At 63.3% G+C, this 16,425-nt stretch carries 18 protein-coding genes; 11 read left to right on the top strand and 7 right to left on the bottom strand.

The features are described from left to right. Nucleotides 1-22 precede the first annotated feature (22 nt). The gene (gene irrA / locus QM659_RS05030) at nt 23-451 is read right to left on the bottom strand and encodes an iron response transcriptional regulator IrrA (RefSeq protein ID WP_127076591.1); all 429 of its coding nucleotides are present in this window, start codon (nt 449-451) and stop codon (nt 23-25) included. Between the two features lie 197 nt (nt 452-648). Here irrA and fabA point away from each other — a divergent pair, with 197 nt between their 5' ends. The 4 genes from fabA to QM659_RS05010 are packed head-to-tail and all read left to right on the top strand — an operon-like array spanning nt 649 to nt 3,955. Continuing rightward, nucleotides 649-1,185 (top strand): 3-hydroxyacyl-[acyl-carrier-protein] dehydratase FabA, encoded by a 537-nt coding sequence (gene fabA / locus QM659_RS05025; RefSeq protein WP_127076590.1) that lies wholly within the window; start codon nt 649-651, stop codon nt 1,183-1,185. 53 nt (nt 1,186-1,238) lie between these two features. Beyond that, a complete protein-coding gene (gene fabB, locus QM659_RS05020) occupies nt 1,239-2,456 on the top strand; it encodes a beta-ketoacyl-ACP synthase I (protein ID WP_303481981.1) in 1,218 nt (405 codons plus the stop codon). 41 nt (nt 2,457-2,497) lie between these two features. Further along, nucleotides 2,498-3,370, top strand: a complete 873-nt coding sequence (gene fabI / locus QM659_RS05015; protein WP_127076588.1) for an enoyl-ACP reductase FabI — start codon at nt 2,498-2,500, stop codon at nt 3,368-3,370. A 27-nt stretch (nt 3,371-3,397) separates the two neighbouring features. Continuing rightward, a complete protein-coding gene (locus QM659_RS05010) occupies nt 3,398-3,955 on the top strand; it encodes a GNAT family N-acetyltransferase (RefSeq protein WP_127076587.1) in 558 nt (185 codons plus the stop codon). Nucleotides 3,956-3,977: 22 nt separating this feature from the next. Here QM659_RS05010 and QM659_RS05005 read toward each other — a convergent pair whose 3' ends face one another. Together QM659_RS05005 and QM659_RS05000 are read right to left on the bottom strand one after the other, a co-directional pair. Beyond that, nucleotides 3,978-4,988, bottom strand: a complete 1,011-nt coding sequence (locus tag QM659_RS05005) for a tyrosine recombinase (protein WP_415187595.1) — start codon at nt 4,986-4,988, stop codon at nt 3,978-3,980. A 1-nt stretch (nt 4,989) separates the two neighbouring features. Beyond that, nucleotides 4,990-5,130, bottom strand: coding sequence for a hypothetical protein (locus tag QM659_RS05000; RefSeq protein ID WP_037234637.1), 141 nt, complete (start codon nt 5,128-5,130; stop codon nt 4,990-4,992). A gap of 122 nt (nt 5,131-5,252) precedes the next feature. Here QM659_RS05000 and QM659_RS04995 point away from each other — a divergent pair, with 122 nt between their 5' ends. Beyond that, nucleotides 5,253-5,891: a shikimate kinase gene (locus QM659_RS04995; RefSeq protein WP_415187594.1), complete on the top strand. Its 639-nt coding sequence runs from the start codon at nt 5,253-5,255 to the stop codon at nt 5,889-5,891. Next, complete coding sequence (gene aroB, locus QM659_RS04990) at nt 5,888-7,024, top strand: 3-dehydroquinate synthase (protein WP_415187593.1); 1,137 nt, start codon at nt 5,888-5,890, stop codon at nt 7,022-7,024. Before QM659_RS04995 ends, aroB begins: the two co-directional genes overlap by 4 nt. Before the next feature lie 41 nt (nt 7,025-7,065). On the opposite strand, the gene QM659_RS04985 is transcribed toward aroB, so the two are convergent. From QM659_RS04985 to QM659_RS04970, 4 genes are all read right to left on the bottom strand, one after another. Continuing rightward, nucleotides 7,066-7,587: a hypothetical protein gene (locus QM659_RS04985; RefSeq protein ID WP_415187592.1), complete on the bottom strand. Its 522-nt coding sequence runs from the start codon at nt 7,585-7,587 to the stop codon at nt 7,066-7,068. 92 nt (nt 7,588-7,679) lie between these two features. Continuing rightward, nucleotides 7,680-8,678, bottom strand: coding sequence for an aldo/keto reductase (locus QM659_RS04980; RefSeq protein WP_415187591.1), 999 nt, complete (start codon nt 8,676-8,678; stop codon nt 7,680-7,682). A 21-nt stretch (nt 8,679-8,699) separates the two neighbouring features. After that, nucleotides 8,700-9,581, bottom strand: coding sequence for an NAD(P)-dependent oxidoreductase (locus QM659_RS04975; RefSeq protein ID WP_415187590.1), 882 nt, complete (start codon nt 9,579-9,581; stop codon nt 8,700-8,702). A 98-nt stretch (nt 9,582-9,679) separates the two neighbouring features. Next, complete coding sequence (locus QM659_RS04970; RefSeq protein ID WP_415187589.1) at nt 9,680-10,687, bottom strand: FUSC family protein; 1,008 nt, start codon at nt 10,685-10,687, stop codon at nt 9,680-9,682. Nucleotides 10,688-11,051: 364 nt separating this feature from the next. On the opposite strand from QM659_RS04970, the gene QM659_RS04965 reads away from it, so the two are divergent. The 5 genes from QM659_RS04965 to QM659_RS04945 all read left to right on the top strand — a co-directional run bounded on the left by QM659_RS04965 (nt 11,052) and on the right by QM659_RS04945 (nt 16,378). Beyond that, the gene (locus QM659_RS04965) at nt 11,052-12,626 is read left to right on the top strand and encodes a L,D-transpeptidase family protein (protein ID WP_415187588.1); all 1,575 of its coding nucleotides are present in this window, start codon (nt 11,052-11,054) and stop codon (nt 12,624-12,626) included. Between the two features lie 39 nt (nt 12,627-12,665). Then, complete coding sequence (locus QM659_RS04960) at nt 12,666-13,019, top strand: cupin domain-containing protein (RefSeq protein ID WP_415187587.1); 354 nt, start codon at nt 12,666-12,668, stop codon at nt 13,017-13,019. Nucleotides 13,020-13,228: 209 nt separating this feature from the next. Then, on the top strand, nt 13,229-13,552 hold the full coding sequence (locus QM659_RS04955; protein ID WP_164729878.1) for a DUF4389 domain-containing protein: 324 nt from the start codon (nt 13,229-13,231) through the stop codon (nt 13,550-13,552). Nucleotides 13,553-13,892: 340 nt separating this feature from the next. Beyond that, on the top strand, nt 13,893-14,171 hold the full coding sequence (locus QM659_RS04950; protein ID WP_415187586.1) for a hypothetical protein: 279 nt from the start codon (nt 13,893-13,895) through the stop codon (nt 14,169-14,171). A gap of 182 nt (nt 14,172-14,353) precedes the next feature. Continuing rightward, complete coding sequence (locus QM659_RS04945; RefSeq protein ID WP_303481945.1) at nt 14,354-16,378, top strand: acetyl/propionyl/methylcrotonyl-CoA carboxylase subunit alpha; 2,025 nt, start codon at nt 14,354-14,356, stop codon at nt 16,376-16,378. Nucleotides 16,379-16,425: the final 47 nt, after the last annotated feature.

Here is a 16,425-nt window from a genome sequence, read left to right as displayed (position 1 = left end):
CGCAAATCGGACGCTGGCTGCTTTAGCCGCCCTTCTTCCTGGTCGGCTCCAGCCTGACGAGGACATCGATACGGGCGATCTCGGTGCCCGCAGGGGGCTTCGGCAGATTCTCGACCTTGATGTCGGCTGTGTCGATATCGACTAGCGAGCCGTTCTTTTCGAAGAAGAAATGAAAGTGATCGTTAATCTTCGTGTCGAAATACGTCTTCGAGCTTTCGATGGCGACTTCGCGCAGAATGCCCGCCTCCACGAACTGGTGGAGCGTGTTGTAGACGGTCGCAAGAGAGACGGGCACCCCCCTTTTCACCGCCTCGGCATGGATTTCCTCGGCGGTGAAATGCCAGTCTCCGTGCCCGAATAGCAGCTCCGCGAGCGCGACGCGTTGACGCGTGGGGCGCAAGCCCGTGAGGCGTAGTCTTTCTATCGGCAGTTCCGGGATATTGTCAGACATCACTTGGCATTCCGTCGCGATCCACCTTGTAGTATAGGTAGCGACGCCTTAACTCGCAAGCGCCGCCCAAGGCCCGGAATTCTGAACGCAACGATTGGCATGGGTTGCGAGCACCGAAAGGTGTGATAGTTACGGTATATGACAGTTTAGCGACGGCCTGCCAACGAGCAGGCATGATGACTATCTAAAGAGGAAATATGTCCGAGCGGCGCCACAGCTACGACTATGAAGACTTGCTCGCCTGCGGTCGCGGCGAACTATTCGGGCCCGGAAACGCGCAATTGCCGCTTCCCCCCATGCTGATGTTCGACCGCATTACGAGCATCTCCGAAACGGCTGGAGAGCACGGCAAGGGGCAGGTTGTTGCCGAACTTGATGTCCGCCCTGATCTCTGGTTCTTCGACTGCCACTTCAAGGGCGATCCGGTGATGCCCGGCTGTCTCGGGCTCGACGGTCTTTGGCAGTTGCTGGGCTTCTTCCTCGGCTGGGGCGGATCGCCGGGCCGCGGTCGCGCGTTTGGCTGCGGCGAGGTCAAGTTCACAGGCATGGTCGTGCCGACGGTGAAGAAGCTCGAATATATCGTCGATCTGAAGCGCGTCATCCGCCGCAAGCTGACGCTGGGGGTTGGCGACGGCATTCTGAAGGCCGACGGTACCGTCATCTATTCCGCCAAGGACCTCCGCGTGGGCTTGTTTACCGACGCGAACGTGGGCATTGAAGCGGCGGCTGGCTAAGCCTTGCCGCGCCGAAGCCTTTTGAACAAATTGCGACAACGTGGGGTCAAGACATGAGACGTGTTGCTGTCACGGGAATGGGCATCATCTCGTCCATCGGTAACAACACCCAGGAGGTGCTCGCCTCCCTGCGCGAGGGACGGTCCGGCATCGTCAAGGCGAAGGATTACGCCGAGCGCGGCTTCAGGTGTCAGGTGCACGGTGAGCCGACCATCGACTGGGAAGCCGCGATCGACCGGAAAGTTCGCCGCTTCATGGGCGCGGGCGCCGGGTGGAACTATATCGCGATGCAGCAGGCCATCGCGGACGCCGGCCTTGAGGAAAAAGATATCTCGAACGAGCGCACGGGGCTCATCATGGGGTCCGGCGGTCCGTCCACGCGCGCCATCGTTGCCGCCGCCGACACGACTCGCGAGAAGGGGCCCCGCAAGGTTGGCCCGTTCGAGGTGCCGAAGGCGATGTCGAGCACCAACTCGGCCACGCTCGCGACCCCGTTCCGCATCAAGGGCATCAATTATTCGATCTCGTCGGCCTGTTCGACCTCCGCGCATTGCATCGGCAATGCCGCCGAGATGATCGCCTGGGGCAAGCAGGATGTGATGTTCGCGGGCGGCGGCGAGGAACTCGACTGGACGCTGTCGGTGCTGTTCGACGCGATGGGCGCGATGTCGTCCAACTACAACGACACGCCCACGAAGGCGAGCCGCGCCTATGACGCGAACCGCGACGGCTTTGTGATTGCGGGCGGTGCGGGCGTGCTCGTGCTTGAGGAACTGGAGCGGGCCAAGGCTCGCGGCGCCAAGATTTACGGCGAACTCGTCGGGTTCTGCGCGAACTCGGACGGCTACGACATGGTTGCGCCGTCGGGCGAAGGCGCGGCGCGCTGCATGCGCGTGGCGATGAAGGGCCTCGACCGCAAGATCGACTACATCAACCCTCACGCAACCTCGACTCCGATCGGCGACCTGAAGGAAATCGAGGCTGTCCGCGAAGTGTTCGGCTCGAAAGCGCCGCTGCTGTCCGCCACCAAGTCGCTCACCGGGCACTCGCTCGGCGCCGCAGGCGTTCAGGAGGCAATCTATTCTCTTCTCATGATGAACAACGGATTTGTGTGTGAATCCGCAAATATCGTGGAGCTTGATCCCGCGTTCTCGGATATGCCAATTGTTCGCGAAAGACTCGATAACGTCGAGCTGAATTGCGTGATGTCGAACAGCTTCGGTTTCGGCGGCACCAACGCGACGTTGATATTCAACCGGTACGTCGCCTAGAGGCGTCGGCAATAAGCCGGATCAGGAAAGGCCACGATCTCATGACTGGGTTTGATGTAGCAAAGCCGCAGCCGTTGATGGCAGGCAAACGCGGGCTCGTCATGGGCGTGGCCAACGAACGGTCGATCGCTTACGGAATTGCCCGCGTGCTTGCGGGACAAGGCGCCGAAATCGCCTACACCTATCAGGGCGACGCCTTCGGCCGCCGCGTCATTCCGCTGGCCGAAAGCCTCGGGGGCAAGATCATCCTGCCGTGTGACGTGGTCGATCTCGCGTCGGTCGATGCCGTGTTCGACACGCTCAAGGAGAAGTGGGGCAAGATCGACTTTCTGGTTCATGCGCTGGCCTTCTCCGACCGCAACGAACTCAAGGGCCGCTACGCAGATACCACCCGCGAGAACTTCATCAACAGCATGGTGATTTCGTGCTTCTCGTTCACGGAAATTGCCAAGCGCGCCGCCGCGCTGATGACGGACGGCGGTTCGATGATCACGCTGACCTATGGCGGGTCGACGCGCGTCGTCCCGCGCTATAACGTCATGGGCGTGGCGAAGGCGGCACTCGAAGCGTCCGTGCGTTACCTCGCCGTGGATTTCGGTCCGCAGGGCATCCGCGTGAATGGCCTGTCGGCCGGTCCGATGCGCACGCTCGCGGGTTCCGGCGTGTCCGACGCGCGCGTCATCTTCAATTACCAGAAGCTCCATTCGCCGCTGCGCCGCACGCCGACGCTCGACGAAGTCGGCGGCGCCGCTCTCTATCTGCTCTCCGGCCTGTCCACGGCGGTCACGGGCGAAACCCATTACGTCGATTCGGGTTACAATATCGTGGCCATGCCTCGCCCCGAAATGATCAACGAGAAGGGCGAAGGGCTCGCCTCAGAGGCGCCGCAGCAGGAGCCACGCGCAGCCGAATGAGGCTTCGCGTTTCGGGAAAGGCACGCCGTGGCCATCACATATCCGTTGACCGCCATCGATCCGTCGGACCGTGACCGTCTTCTGGCCGAGGCTACCGAGATTTTCTTCGCGACGGCGAACACGTCCGCATTCAATTCGCCGATCGTGAAAAAGGCGTTTTATCAGCGCTGGTTCGGCAATTATCTGGATTTGCAGCCGCTTTCCTTTTTCCTCGCGCTCGACAATGAGCGGCATGCGGTCGGCTATCTCGCCGGGTGCCTCGACAGTTTCTCCGATGAATCCCGCCCGATCCTCGACGGCATGGCGTTCTACACGAAGAACTTTCGCGCCGCGCTTCAGGATTTTCCGTCGCATCTCCACATCAACGTGAAACCGGGGCAGCAGGGCAGGGGCATTGGTTCGCTTTTGGTCGCGCGCTTCTTCGAGCAGTGCATCGAAGCCCGTTCGCCCGGCGTGCACGTCGTGACGGGAGCCAACTCCCGTGCGGTTCAATTCTACGAAAACTGCGGCTTCCGCCGGTTTTTCCCGTTAAGGGAAGTGAGCCCGGATCTCGGGCTTCTCGTGCACCGCTTCGAGCCGAGCTAGAATCCGCTCCGAAACTTCGCGGCTACCTTTTCCCCTTCTCCACGGCGTCCTTGCTGAGCGGGTGAAAATCGAACACCGTCTGCCGCAGGCGGTCTTCCATGACATGCGTATAAATCTGCGTCGTCGAAATGTCGGAATGGCCGAGCAGGGTTTGCAGCACGCGCAGGTCGACGCCCCTGTCGAGCAAATGCGTCGCGAATGCGTGGCGCAGGACGTGCGGAGAAAGCCGCTCCGCGTCGATACCGATGCTTGCGCCGAGCGCCTTCAGATCCTGCGCGAATTTCTGCCGTGTCAGGTGGCCGTCTTCACCCCAGGACGGAAAAAGCCATTTCGATGCAGAATTCCCGGCGGCGCCTGCTTTCCCGTCGGCTGACCGCGCGGCCGTATCGAGCGCATCCATCCAGCAATCGAGCACCGCGCGCGCTTTGGCATTGAGCGGGATGATGCGCTCGCGCCCACCCTTTCCCTTTACGGTCAGCATCTTGCGGTCGCCGAGGAAGGCGGCGCGCGGCAGCCCGACGAGTTCGGAGACGCGCAGGCCGGTGGCGTAAAGCAGTTCGAGCAGGCAGGCGAGGCGCAGCGCACGGCGGCCGCCCGGCGTTTGCGGATCGGCTACGGCCGCAGCCTGATGCGCCGCGTCGAGCAGAAGGTCCACTTCGGCGACGGTAAGCGTCATCGGCAGCACGCGCCGCGCCTTCACGCCATCGATGAGCCGCGCGGGGTCATCCTCGCGAACCTTCTCGGCGACAAGAAACAGCATGAATCGCTTCAGACAAGAGAGCTTGCGCGCCGCTGAATTGGCCGCGAGGCCGGCGGCGGCGCGATCCGAGAAAAACGCTTCCAGCTCGTCGCGCGCGCAATCGGCAAATGTCGAGTCGCGCTCATCAAGGAATCGCGACATCTCGCGCAGGTCCGCGGCATAGGCCGCAACGGTGTTGGCTGATGCGCCGCGTTCGGCACGCATCATGCTGAGAAACGCCTCGATCAGCGGCCCGTCTACCGGGGACGCGGGCGCGCTCGATGGCCGCCCCATGCTACTTGATCTTCGCGTCGCGGATCGATTTCGTCATCTCATGCGGCGACGGCTCGAAAAAGTTCGCCAGAACGAACATCGACCCGTAGAACAGCCCGGCGATCAAACCGACGATTGTCAGAAAGCGAAGAAGTGTCGGCATTTCTCCCTCCAGCTCGGTCGTTCTCCTTATGGGCTGCCTCTCTTCGCACCCGTTGTCAAGGATGCGATAGAGGCTTAAGTTGCGCCCTGTCTCTTCCATTAAGCCAATAAGATGAGTGGTTCGTGACGTCGGAAAACGAAGCAGGCGGCTTGAAGCCGATGGCGAGGGCTGTGCGGCACGCGCTGGGGCGGCAGAGCGTCATCCTCGTCGGCATGATGGGATCGGGCAAGTCGTCCATCGGGCGGCGGCTGGCGACCGCGCTGGATCTGCCTTTTCACGATGCCGACACAGAGATCGAAACCGCCGCCGGCATGACCATCGAAGAAATGTTCCGCACCCACGGCGAAGGCTACTTCCGCGATGGTGAGGAACGCGTCATTCGCCGCCTTCTACAGAGCGGCCCGCAAGTGCTGTCGACCGGCGGCGGGTCGGTCATCTCGCCCGCCACGCGAGCCGAGATCGCCAGAGGCGGCGTTTCGATCTGGCTCCATGCGCCGCTCGACCTGCTCCTCCAGCGCGTTTCGCGGCGCGACAATCGCCCCCTTCTCAAGACCGACGATCCGATGGCCGTGCTTCGTCGGCTTCTCGCCCAGCGCGAGCCCTTTTATGCGGAGTCGAATCTCAAATTCGAGAGCCGCGATGCGCCTCACGAGGTGATCGTGGACGAAATCCTCGACCTGATCTTTGCTTATCTGACAGCCAAAGAGGCCGGGGGCGGCGAAGCCCGACCGGCCGACCTGCAAGGGAGCGAACCGTCATGACGGCACAAATCAAGCCTTCCGCGCGCGTGGATGTGGAGCTTGGCGAACGCAGCTATCCGATCCTCATCGGCAACGGCTTGATCGCGGGCGCACCGCAGTTTCTCGCGGAGACATTGCCGGGCACACGCTTTGCCATCGTCGCGGACGAGGCAGTGCGGGCCTACGCGGACGAGCTTGAGGCCGCGCTTTCGGGGGCGGGGCTCCTGCTTGGCACGACGGTTTACGTTCCATCCGGCGAGGCGTCGAAAAGTTTCGCTTCTCTCGAGCGGGTGACGGCGGCGCTGCTCGACCTTGGGGTGGAACGCGACCACGCGGTCATCGCGCTCGGCGGCGGCGTGATCGGCGACCTTGCGGGGTTTGCGGCGGCGACGCTGAAGCGCGGCGTGCGCGTCGTGCAGGTTCCGACGACGCTTCTGGCTCAGGTCGACTCGTCGGTCGGCGGCAAGACCGGCATCGACACGCCGCACGGCAAGAACCTCGTCGGAGCCTTCCATCAGCCTTCGCTCGTGCTGATCGACCTCGACACGTTGAAGACGTTGCCGGAGCGCGAATTTCGCGCGGGCTATGCCGAGGTGGCGAAATACGGCGCGCTTGGCGACTCGGTCTTCTTCCGCTGGCTGGAGGACAACGCCTCCGCGATCTTCGAGCAGGACACCTATCCGCTCACCGACGCCGTCGAGACGAGCGTGCGGATGAAGGCGGAAATCGTGTCCCGCGACGAGAAGGAGGCGGGCGACCGCGCGCTCCTGAATCTCGGCCACACCTTCGGTCATGCGGTCGAGGCGTGGGCCGGTTATTCCGGCGACGTGCTCCACGGCGAAGCTGTTGCGCTGGGCATGGTGCTGGCAGCGCGCTTTTCCGAGGCGGAAGGATTTTGCGCGGGTACCGTTTCGCGGCGGCTCGAAGACCATCTGGCCGAAGTCGGCTTTGCCACCACCTTCGGTGAGCTGCGCCAGCGGCTCGGCCGCGGTCCATCGCTCGACGAACTGACGGGCTTCATGGAGCAGGACAAGAAGGTGAAGGACGGCAAGATGAACCTCATCCTGCTCAGCGGCATCGGCAACGCCTTCGTGGCGAAGGATGTTGCGCGCGACAAGATCCGCGCGTTCCTTGCCGCCGAGCTTGAGAGGTAGGCGACGTCGCCTTTCCGGGCGCAGAAGCGCAAGTACGCGCGCTATGGGCGCGCGTCCCTTTGCGCTTGGCGGATCTTCGTCCACTGCGACACCTGCCCGATCTTGGACGGGTGGACGGTCGTCCGGCGGCGCCGGCTTGGAAGCGGCGACATGCCTTCATGAGCGGTAACGCCGGGGGACGGACGGTGGAAGTCCCCGGACCGTTTAAGCGCAAGCGCGCGCCGCGCAGCCGCGCCGAGTTCTGCCTTCGCCTCGAACTTTCGGTGCCGCTCTATCTCCTTGTTCACACGCTTCAGCGCCTGGGCGAAGACCTGCTTCCGGCGACGCGGCTGCTCGGACGTGCCGGGAAAGCTTCCGCCGCGCGCCTCGCCCGTGCCCTTGGTTTCGCGACGCTTCGCCTTGTATTGGGTCTTTTCCTTGTCGCGCAGACCGCGAAGCCGCGTCAGCGTGTCCTGAAGATCTTCGCGGGCCAGCTCGCAGATAGCGGGATAATGCGTCGCGTGCACCAGCTCGCGCTCGTCGTGGTTCAACAGTTGCAATTCGCTCTTGTAAGGGATCGCCATACGCTACTCCGGGCACTTTGGTTTCAAACGAGGCGTGTGGCCTCGCGCAAGGTCATTTGGCCGAGGATAGCGGTTGTCTTCTTACCGACCCGTCACACGCCTGCCGGGCGTTTGTCCGGCGGAGCCATGAAGGCGGGCGAAACCGGCTCGCGGATCGTACGCTTCAGGATCGCGTCGATTTCGCGCTTCGCCTCCTCATCGATATGCCAACCCATGACTTCGCTCACCGTTTCGACCTGCGACGGCTTGCGTGCGCCCCATAGCGCGATGGTCGGTCCCTGATCGAGCACCCAGCGAACGGCAAGCGCGAGCACGGATTTGCCGTAGCGTTCGCGCGCGAGCGTCTTCAGCGCCTCGACCGCCGCGAGATAATCGTGAAAGCGCTCGCCCTGAAACTTCGGGTCGCTCCGGCGAAGATCGTCGCCGTCGAACGCCGTGTCGGCCTTCATGCGGCCTGACAAAAGCCCGCGGCACAGCGCGCCGTAAGCCAGCACGGTCAGGCCGTTCTTCTCGGCATAGGGCAACACGTCCGCCTCGATCTCGCGCTCGAAAAGATTGTACGGCGGCTGCACTGCGTCGAGTTGCGCCGTCTTGCGGAATGAGTCCATCTCGGCAGGCGCGTAATTGCTGACGCCGATGGCGCGAATTTTCCCGTCGCGCCGCAGATTTTCCAGCACGCGTGCCGTATCTTCGAACGGCGTTTCGTGGTCGGGCCAGTGCACCTGATACAGGTCGATGACGTCCGTGCGAAGCCGCCGAAGGGAGTCCTCGATCTCACGGCGGATGCGCTCTGGCCGCGCATCGCGCCACACCTTGCCGTCGCGCCAGTTCAGCCCGCATTTCGTGGCGATCTGGACCTTGTCGCGCAAACCACCCTCGGCGAGCGCCTTTCCGACGATCTCCTCCGACCGCCCGAAGCCGTAAACCGGCGCGGTGTCGATCAGCGTGATGCCGCGATCGATCGCCGCCCGGATCGTGGCGATGGACTGCGCCTCGTCGGTGCCGCCCCACATCCAGCCGCCGATGGCCCATGTGCCAAGCGCGATGCGCGAGGTTTCGATCCCGGATTTGCCGATTGCGATGGTTTCCATGATCCATTCTCCGCTGTTGTCTCAGTCGAGTCCCGCATCCTTGCGGGCAAGTTTCGCAATGGCCGACCAGTCGAGCGCATCGCCGCCTTCCGCCCGCAGACGGATGAAGCGGTCGCGCAGGATCCCGCCGACTGGTAGCGGCACGTTCAGTCCTTCCGCCGCTTCGAGCGCAAGCCGTACGTCTTTCTGCCCGAGCGGAACCGGGAACCCCGCCGGTTCGAACGCCTCGTTTGCGATAAGCGCGCCGTAGGTCTTGTAGACCGGCGCATTCCACAGCGTGGAGGTGAGAACATCGAGATAGGAATGCCGATCCACGCCCGCTTTCGATGTGAGTGCCATTGCCTCGCCGACCGTCTCGATAACGCAGGCCAGAAGGAAATTGTTCGCGAGCTTCACGATATTGCCCACCTTAGGCTCGTCGCCGAGGTGGAATGTCTTCTGGCCGATGGCGTCGAACAGCGGGCCTGCGTCCGCCACCGCATCCGGTGCGCCGGCCGCCATGACGAACAGTTTCGCGGCAGCCGCCGCTTCCGGCCGTCCCATCACCGGCGCAGAGATGAAGCGTTGCCCCGCCTCCGAATGCGCGGCTGTCAGTTCGTCCGCCAGAGCCACGCTGACGGTGCTCGACGAGATATGGATCGCGCCTTTCGGCAGGGCTTCGAGAACGCCGCCCGCGCCGAAAGCGACGGCGCGCAGCGCTTCGTCGTTCGCCAGCATGGTGAAGACGGCGTCTGCGCCGACGCATGCATCCGCGATGCTTTCGGCAGCCGTCGCGCCCAAGGCGACAAGCGGGCCTTCCTTGCCGCGCGTGCGGTTATAGACGCGTACCTCATGACCGGCCTTCGCAAGATTGGCTGCCATGCCCGAACCCATTTGTCCGAGCCCGATGAACCCCGCTTTCATGCGTTGCCTCCTGTTCCCCACCCAATGCATGCATGGAAAACCTGTTCCGCGATCCTGGCAACCGCCCTGCCCGGCGTCCGCGCAGGGGAAGCGCGTCGCTATCGGTCGCGGATTGCGATCAAGGCGGCGAGCGCTGCTTCCGCCGCGTGGAGATTGTCGAGGCAGGGTTCCCAGCCATGCGGCACCGCGACCGGAAGAGATGCCTCGAATGTGTCGTTGCGCGCAGCGTCGAGATCTTTCGCCAAGGCGGCGGCGAGGCGCGCGACATGAGCAACCCGGTCGCGAAGCCCGTCAGGCGGAGGGGCGCTGCTTGTCCGAAGCGCCTCTTCCAGCGATTCCGCGAACAACAGCGCGGAGGCGTAGAGCCGGATGGCGCGGCGGTCGTAGAGGGCCGCCATTTCACGCACCTGCAAGGCGACGAAGCGCCCGCGCAAGGTCCAGCGCACGAGGCTTCGGGCCCGGTTGATGCCGGAATTGAGGTTGATGAGGCTCGATTGCGCCTCTGTAAAAAGGGTCGTCGCGGCTTCGGCTTTCGCCCGGTCCCGATCCGAGATCGCCGCATCGGCCTGCGCGAAACCTTTGGACAACCGCTGCAAGAGCGACTTCGCCGCCACGTCGATGAGGCGAACGGGGTTCGGTGTCATCAGCACCTGGCTGAACATCAGGCCGACGGAAGCGCCAACCACCACGTCCTGCATCCGGGCAATGCCAGCCTTCTCCGCTCCGAACGAAAGCAGCAGCACCGTTGAAATACCCGCCTGAATCGGAACGACGGGTGCAAGGCCGAGAAGGGACGCGATCAGCAAAGCGACAAAGGTCGCCAGCCCCATGCGCAGCAGCGGCTCCATCGGCGGCAGGAGCAGCGCAAGTTCGCCGATCACGATGCCCGTTGCCACCCCGATGAGCAGCCCGACAGCCTGTTGTCCACGGCTCGGCAACGCCGGAGCGAGGCAGATGATGGCCGTGATCGCCGCGAAGAGCGGCGTCGTATGGCCGAAAAGACGGAACGAGACAACCCACGCGATGCATGCGGCAGCCGCAGAGGCAAAGGCGTCACGCCAGTTTTCGCGGGCGCGAGCTGAAAGCGTTTGCGTCCATGTCTGCATTCTGTCCCTCCGGTCGAAGGCATCGGCGGTCTCACAGAAGGAAGCGCGAGCGACATGGCATTTCAGTTAAGACCGCGGGCGGCTACGAGCACAATTTCGCCGGGTCACCTGCTTCGCTCCGAATGCGACTGAAGCCGCTGACCCATCCGTGGTCGCATTTAAAGTTTTACAAGGTGCTCTGGAAAGTAAGGCTCTGGAGCAGCTTGTAAATTTCAAATCGACAACGCACTCGCTGCAAAAGGAAGGCCGATTTCGGGCCCGCACTAATATCCGCATAGGCTTTGCGCGGCACAATTTCACGCTATAGTTACGGCAAAGGCTGCATACTGCGCTCCCCGGCAACCCTCACGAATGTTCAAACGTCATGCGTCGATTTGATTTCCCGAGCCCGCGCCGCATTTTTCCGTCCGCTCAGAGCGCCGCATCCGCTTCGGCCGCTCTCATGGTCGCGCTTGTCGGCTTCGGATTGGCGGCGCAACCGGCTGACGCGCGCCGCCGCTCCTATCAGCCCGAACGCGAAGAACCGCAGGCTGTCGAGGACACGCAGAGCCGCGCGCCGGTCGGGCCGCTCTACGGCGTTGTTTCGCTCGCCGATCAGCATGTCACGTTCTACGACGCGAAAGGCGTCTGGGCGCGAAGCCGGGTTTCGACAGGGCAGCAGGGCTACGCAACGCCCGCCGGCGTATTCTCGATCCTTGAAAAGAACCGCTATCACCGTTCCAACATTTACAGCGGCGCGCCGATGCCGTTCATGCAGCGGCTGACCTGGACCGGCGTGGCGCTGCATCTGGGCGTCGTGCCGAACTATCCGGCGAGCCACGGCTGCGTGCGGCTTCCGGCCGCCTTCGCGCAGCGTCTTTTCGGCGTGACGAGCGTGGGCATGCGCGTCGTCATCGCACCGCAGGACGTCGCCCCGGTGGACATAGCGCACGCGAAGCTGCCCGCTCCCAAGCTTCTGCCTCTGCCGGACAAGGCCGACGACAGGACCACCGGCAAGCAAGACGCCACGCCGGCTGTCGAACCGGTGGCACTTTCCGCCGGGAAGCCTGACCAAACGAAACCGGATCTCGTTGCGCCGGGCGAGTACGCGGAGGCCCTGAAGGCAGCGGCCATCCAGAAGGGCCGCGCCGCCGCGCAGGCGAAGAAGACCGCCGTGGCGCTTGCCGGGAAAAAGCAGTCAGAGCTTCGGCAGGCCGACAGGGATGTCGCCGTGGCCGAAGCGGATGTGAAGCGCGCGAGCCGCGAGCTTGAGACCGCCATTCGCGCCGCCGAGAAGGTGGACGCCGACGAGGCGACATCGAAGGCCGTCGATCAGCGCCTCAGCGCTTTCGAGGCAAGGCTTGCCGATGCCGAAACGAAAGCGGGTGCCGCGCGCGACGCTCGCGCCGCGATCGAGCGCGATCTGCTTGCCGCGCAGGAAGCCGTTCGCGCGGCCATCGCCGACGGCGACGAGGCCACCGAGATGGCGAGGGACGCTGCTTCGCGCGCGACACCGATCTCGATGCTCATCAGCCGCAAGACGAGCCGTCTTTACGTGCGGCAAGGCACGACCCCCCTGTTCGACGTGCCCGTGACGATCAAGGACGCGGATCGCCCGCTCGGCACGCATCTTTTCATTGCGACACGAACCGGCGACAACAAGGCCGCGCTGAACTGGGTCGGCATCACGCCGCCTGCCGCCGTCGAGGTGAAGTATCGCCGGCATTCGAGCCGCCGCGGCCGCGCGGTCGAACCGCTTGAACCGGAACGTGCCGCGCTGCCGTTCCCCGAGACCGCCCCCGCCGCACTCGACCGGATCGAAATCTCCGAGGAGGCGAAGGATCGCATCGGCGAGAGGCTCTATGTCGGCTCGACACTCATCCTCTCGGACGTCGCGTCGAACGACGGCAAGTTTCCGATGGATTTCCAGATCCTCGCGCGCACCATCGTGAGGGATTAACGTCGTCCGATCCGAGATCGAAGGCCGGGGGGAGCGTCGATGGCGAACGAAGGCAACATTTTTGCCGATCTGCCGGTCATTGGGAGCGCGGATGAAGACATCGCCGCGCTTCTCGACGTTCCGGGGCTTCGCGTCGAACGCATCGTTTCGACCGGGCAGGCGAGCCCGCCGGACTTCTGGTACGATCAGCCGTCCGCCGAATGGGTGTTGCTGCTCTCCGGCGCCGCGCGCCTGCGGTTCGAGGGCGAGGAGGAGGCTCGAACGCTGAAACCCGGCGACTACGTTTTCATTCCGGCCCGGCGGCGCCACCGGGTGGACTGGACGCCGCCGGACGCGCCCACCGTGTGGCTCGCGCTGCATTTCGACGACGGCGGCGAATCGAATCGAGATTGAGCGGTTAGTGCCCGCGCGGCGCGACCCCTGATGAATCTTGAGTGAAACACGCGCCAAGCGTGTCCGAGTGCGTCATGACAACCCCGAAACGCCCTCTAACCGGCCCACCTCTGTGGAGAAGCTGTGGCGGAATGTCGCATATCGCCCCAACGGCGCAATGCCGCTCACTTCCCATGATAAGCGGGGGTTGCGAAGGGATGGAGGATACCATGATGAGTGAAGCAGCAAATCTCTCGGCCGTGGAGGCCGACAAGACCAAGTCTGATGCCGCGCAGGAGCCAAGGAACTGGCCTCGCGCGGGTCTCTCACTTTTCTTTCTTGTTCTGTTCAGTGTCGGGCAGAGCCTCTTTTTTGCGTTGGCTCTCGTGCAGTTGGTCTGGTTTCTCGTTCAGCGGGCTCCGAACCCGTTCCTGTCTCGGTTCGGACCAAGCTTAGGTCAGTGGCTGGGTGACGCATCGCGGTTCATCTACCATGACACGGAGGAGAAGCCTTTCCCGTTCAAGGCCTGGCCGGCTATCAAATCTGACGCGTAAGCTTTGAAGAAGGCTGGTGTCCGTCCGCAGCTAAGTCGACACGGTGGACACCTCCTTGGAATAAGCGGGACAACCTCCTCCCTTCGCAATCGAGGAATTGCCCCGCTCTCCTTACCCGATCCGTTTCTTCTGAAATTCTTTTCTCCACCTTTTTCCAAAGCCGCTCGCCGTTTCTTACAGCTCCTCTCGTGAACAATTTCACGTGCTCGCGCATTGGCCCTCATGCGAGCGACTTCCGACCGTGGCATGGTACGGAAAACGCTGCTCGGGAGTTCGCGCCCGCAAAGGCGAATTCCCCCGATAAGCGGCTCGATCGGACCGTTCAAGAGCGAGGGCGAACATGAAGCTTCTTTTGAAACGCGCGTTCGCGGGCTGGAACGATCTTCCGCAACTCATCCGCTTTCTCGGACTGAACGCCGGTATCGGCATCCTTGCGGGCTGGCTCTTGCTCGTGCTCATCCTCGCGACCGACGTGAACGGCGTCGGCACACTGATCGCGACATCGGAAGCGCCGCTCGTACCCATCGGCATGCTGATGGCTGGCTTCGCCGTCACGTTCGGCAGCGCGGCGGCGGGCGCGGCCGTGATGATGATGGCTCACGACCGGGACGACGCGTAACCGGCGAGCACACCCGCGCGCTTCCCAGAGGCAATGCTCAAGCCCTACCTAAACCGCATGCGTGGTATATGGCAGCAGTCGATAATTAGCAGGATTGATGCGCGGCCATATGACGGCTAGAACAGGCGCAAACAAGACAATAAATACCAAACTGCCGCTGCCTGCCGCATAGGATGCCCGCAATGTTCAAGAAGATTCTCATCGCAAACCGGGGCGAGATCGCCTGCCGGGTGATCAAGACCGCGCGCCGTATGGGCATCAAGACGGTCGCCGTCTACTCCGAGGCCGACCGAAACGCCGTGCACGTGGAAATGGCGGACGAGGCCGTGCTGATCGGTCCGGCTCCAGCCGCCCAGTCTTACCTCATCGCTGAGAAGATCATCGAGGCGGCGAAAAAGACCGGCGCGGAAGCCATCCACCCCGGTTATGGCTTCCTTTCGGAAAATGCCGGCTTCGCAGAGGCGCTGAAGGAGGCCGGCATCGCCTTCATCGGCCCGAACATCGAAGCCATCAAGGCGATGGGCGACAAGATCGAGTCGAAGAAAGCCGCGGCGCAAGCGCGGGTCTCGACCGTTCCGGGTTATCTCGGCGTCATCGAAAGCCCTGAGCAGGCGATCTCGATCGCGAACGACATCGGTTATCCGGTGATGATCAAGGCCAGCGCGGGCGGCGGCGGCAAGGGCATGCGCATCGCGCGCTCGGCCGACGAAGTGCGCGAGGGCTTCCTCACCTCGACGGCGGAGGCGAAATCGAGCTTCGGCGACGACCGCGTGTTCATCGAAAAATTCGTCGAGAACCCGCGCCATATCGAAATACAGGTGCTCGGCGACAAGCACGGCAACGTGGTCTACGTGTTCGAGCGCGAATGTTCCATCCAGCGCCGCAACCAGAAGGTCATCGAGGAAGCGCCGAGCCCGTTCCTCGACGAAGCCACGCGCAAGGCGATGGGTGAGCAGGCGGTGGCCCTGTCGAAGGCAGTGAACTACGAGAGCGCGGGCACCGTCGAGTTCATCGTCGACCCGAAGAAGAACTTCTACTTCCTCGAAATGAACACGCGCCTTCAGGTGGAGCACCCGGTCACGGAGATGATCACGGGTCTCGACCTCGTGGAACAGATGATCCGCGTGGCCTATGGCGAGAAGCTCCAGTTCAAGCAGGAAGACCTGAAGATCAACGGCTGGGCCGTGGAGAGCCGCGTCTACGCCGAAGATCCGTTCCGCAAGTTCCTGCCCTCCATCGGCCGCCTCGTGAAGTATCGGCCGCCGGTCGAGGGGCCGCGCCTGAACGGCACCATCGTGCGCAACGACACCGGCACGGAAGAGGGCGGCGAAATCTCGATGTTCTACGATCCGATGATCGCCAAGCTCATCACCTGGGGACCGACGCGCGAAGCCGCCATCAATGCGCAGGCCGCCGCGCTCGACGCGTTCTACATCGATGGCATCGAGCACAACATCCCGTTCCTCTCGGCGCTCATGCAGCATCCGCGCTGGCGCGCGGGCAATCTCTCCACCGGCTTCATCGCGGAAGAATATCCGGACGGCTTCCATCATCGCGAGCCGGAGGGCGAGGAACGCGATATTCTCGCCGCCGTCGCCGCCTGGATCGACCACATCAATAACATCCGCCGCCGCCACATTTCGGGGCAGCTTCCGCATGCGGTCGGCCTGCGTCTCGGCGCGGCGCGTATCGTCAAGCTCGGCAAGTTCGAGCAGCATGTGGTGCTGGCGGGCGATTACAAGAACGGCACGACCGTTACCTTCACGGATGCCGACGGCAATCCGCAAAAGACGGTCGAGTTCGAAACCAAATGGTGGTTCGGCAAGCCCATCTGGCACGGCAAGGTCGATGGCAAGGAAGTCTCGGTGCAGGTGCGGGTCATTCCGAACGGCTTCGACCTGTCCTATAATGGCGTGCGCACGAAAGCCCATGTCTACACGACCCGCGAGGCCGATCTGATCGCGCTGATGCCCGAGAAGAAGGCCGCCGACACCTCGAAGAAGCTTCTCTGCCCGATGCCGGGCCTTGTGGTGTCCATTTCGGTGGAAGAGGGCCAGGAGGTGAAGGAGGGCGAGCAGCTTGCCATCGTCGAGGCCATGAAGATGCAGAATGTCTTGAAGGCCGAGCGCGATGTCACCGTGACGAAGCTTCGCGCGAAGCCGGGCGACAGCCTCGCGGTGGACGCGGTGATCATGGAATTCGCTTGATCGCGGCCGGTCCGCACGATTGCAGAAGCCGCCCGAAAGGGCGGCGC

The organism is Rhodomicrobium sp., from assembly GCF_047605405.1.
GTDB classification, from domain to species: domain Bacteria; phylum Pseudomonadota; class Alphaproteobacteria; order Rhizobiales; family Rhodomicrobiaceae; genus Rhodomicrobium; species Rhodomicrobium lacus.
This window is presented reverse-complemented; position numbering and strand designations above follow the sequence as displayed.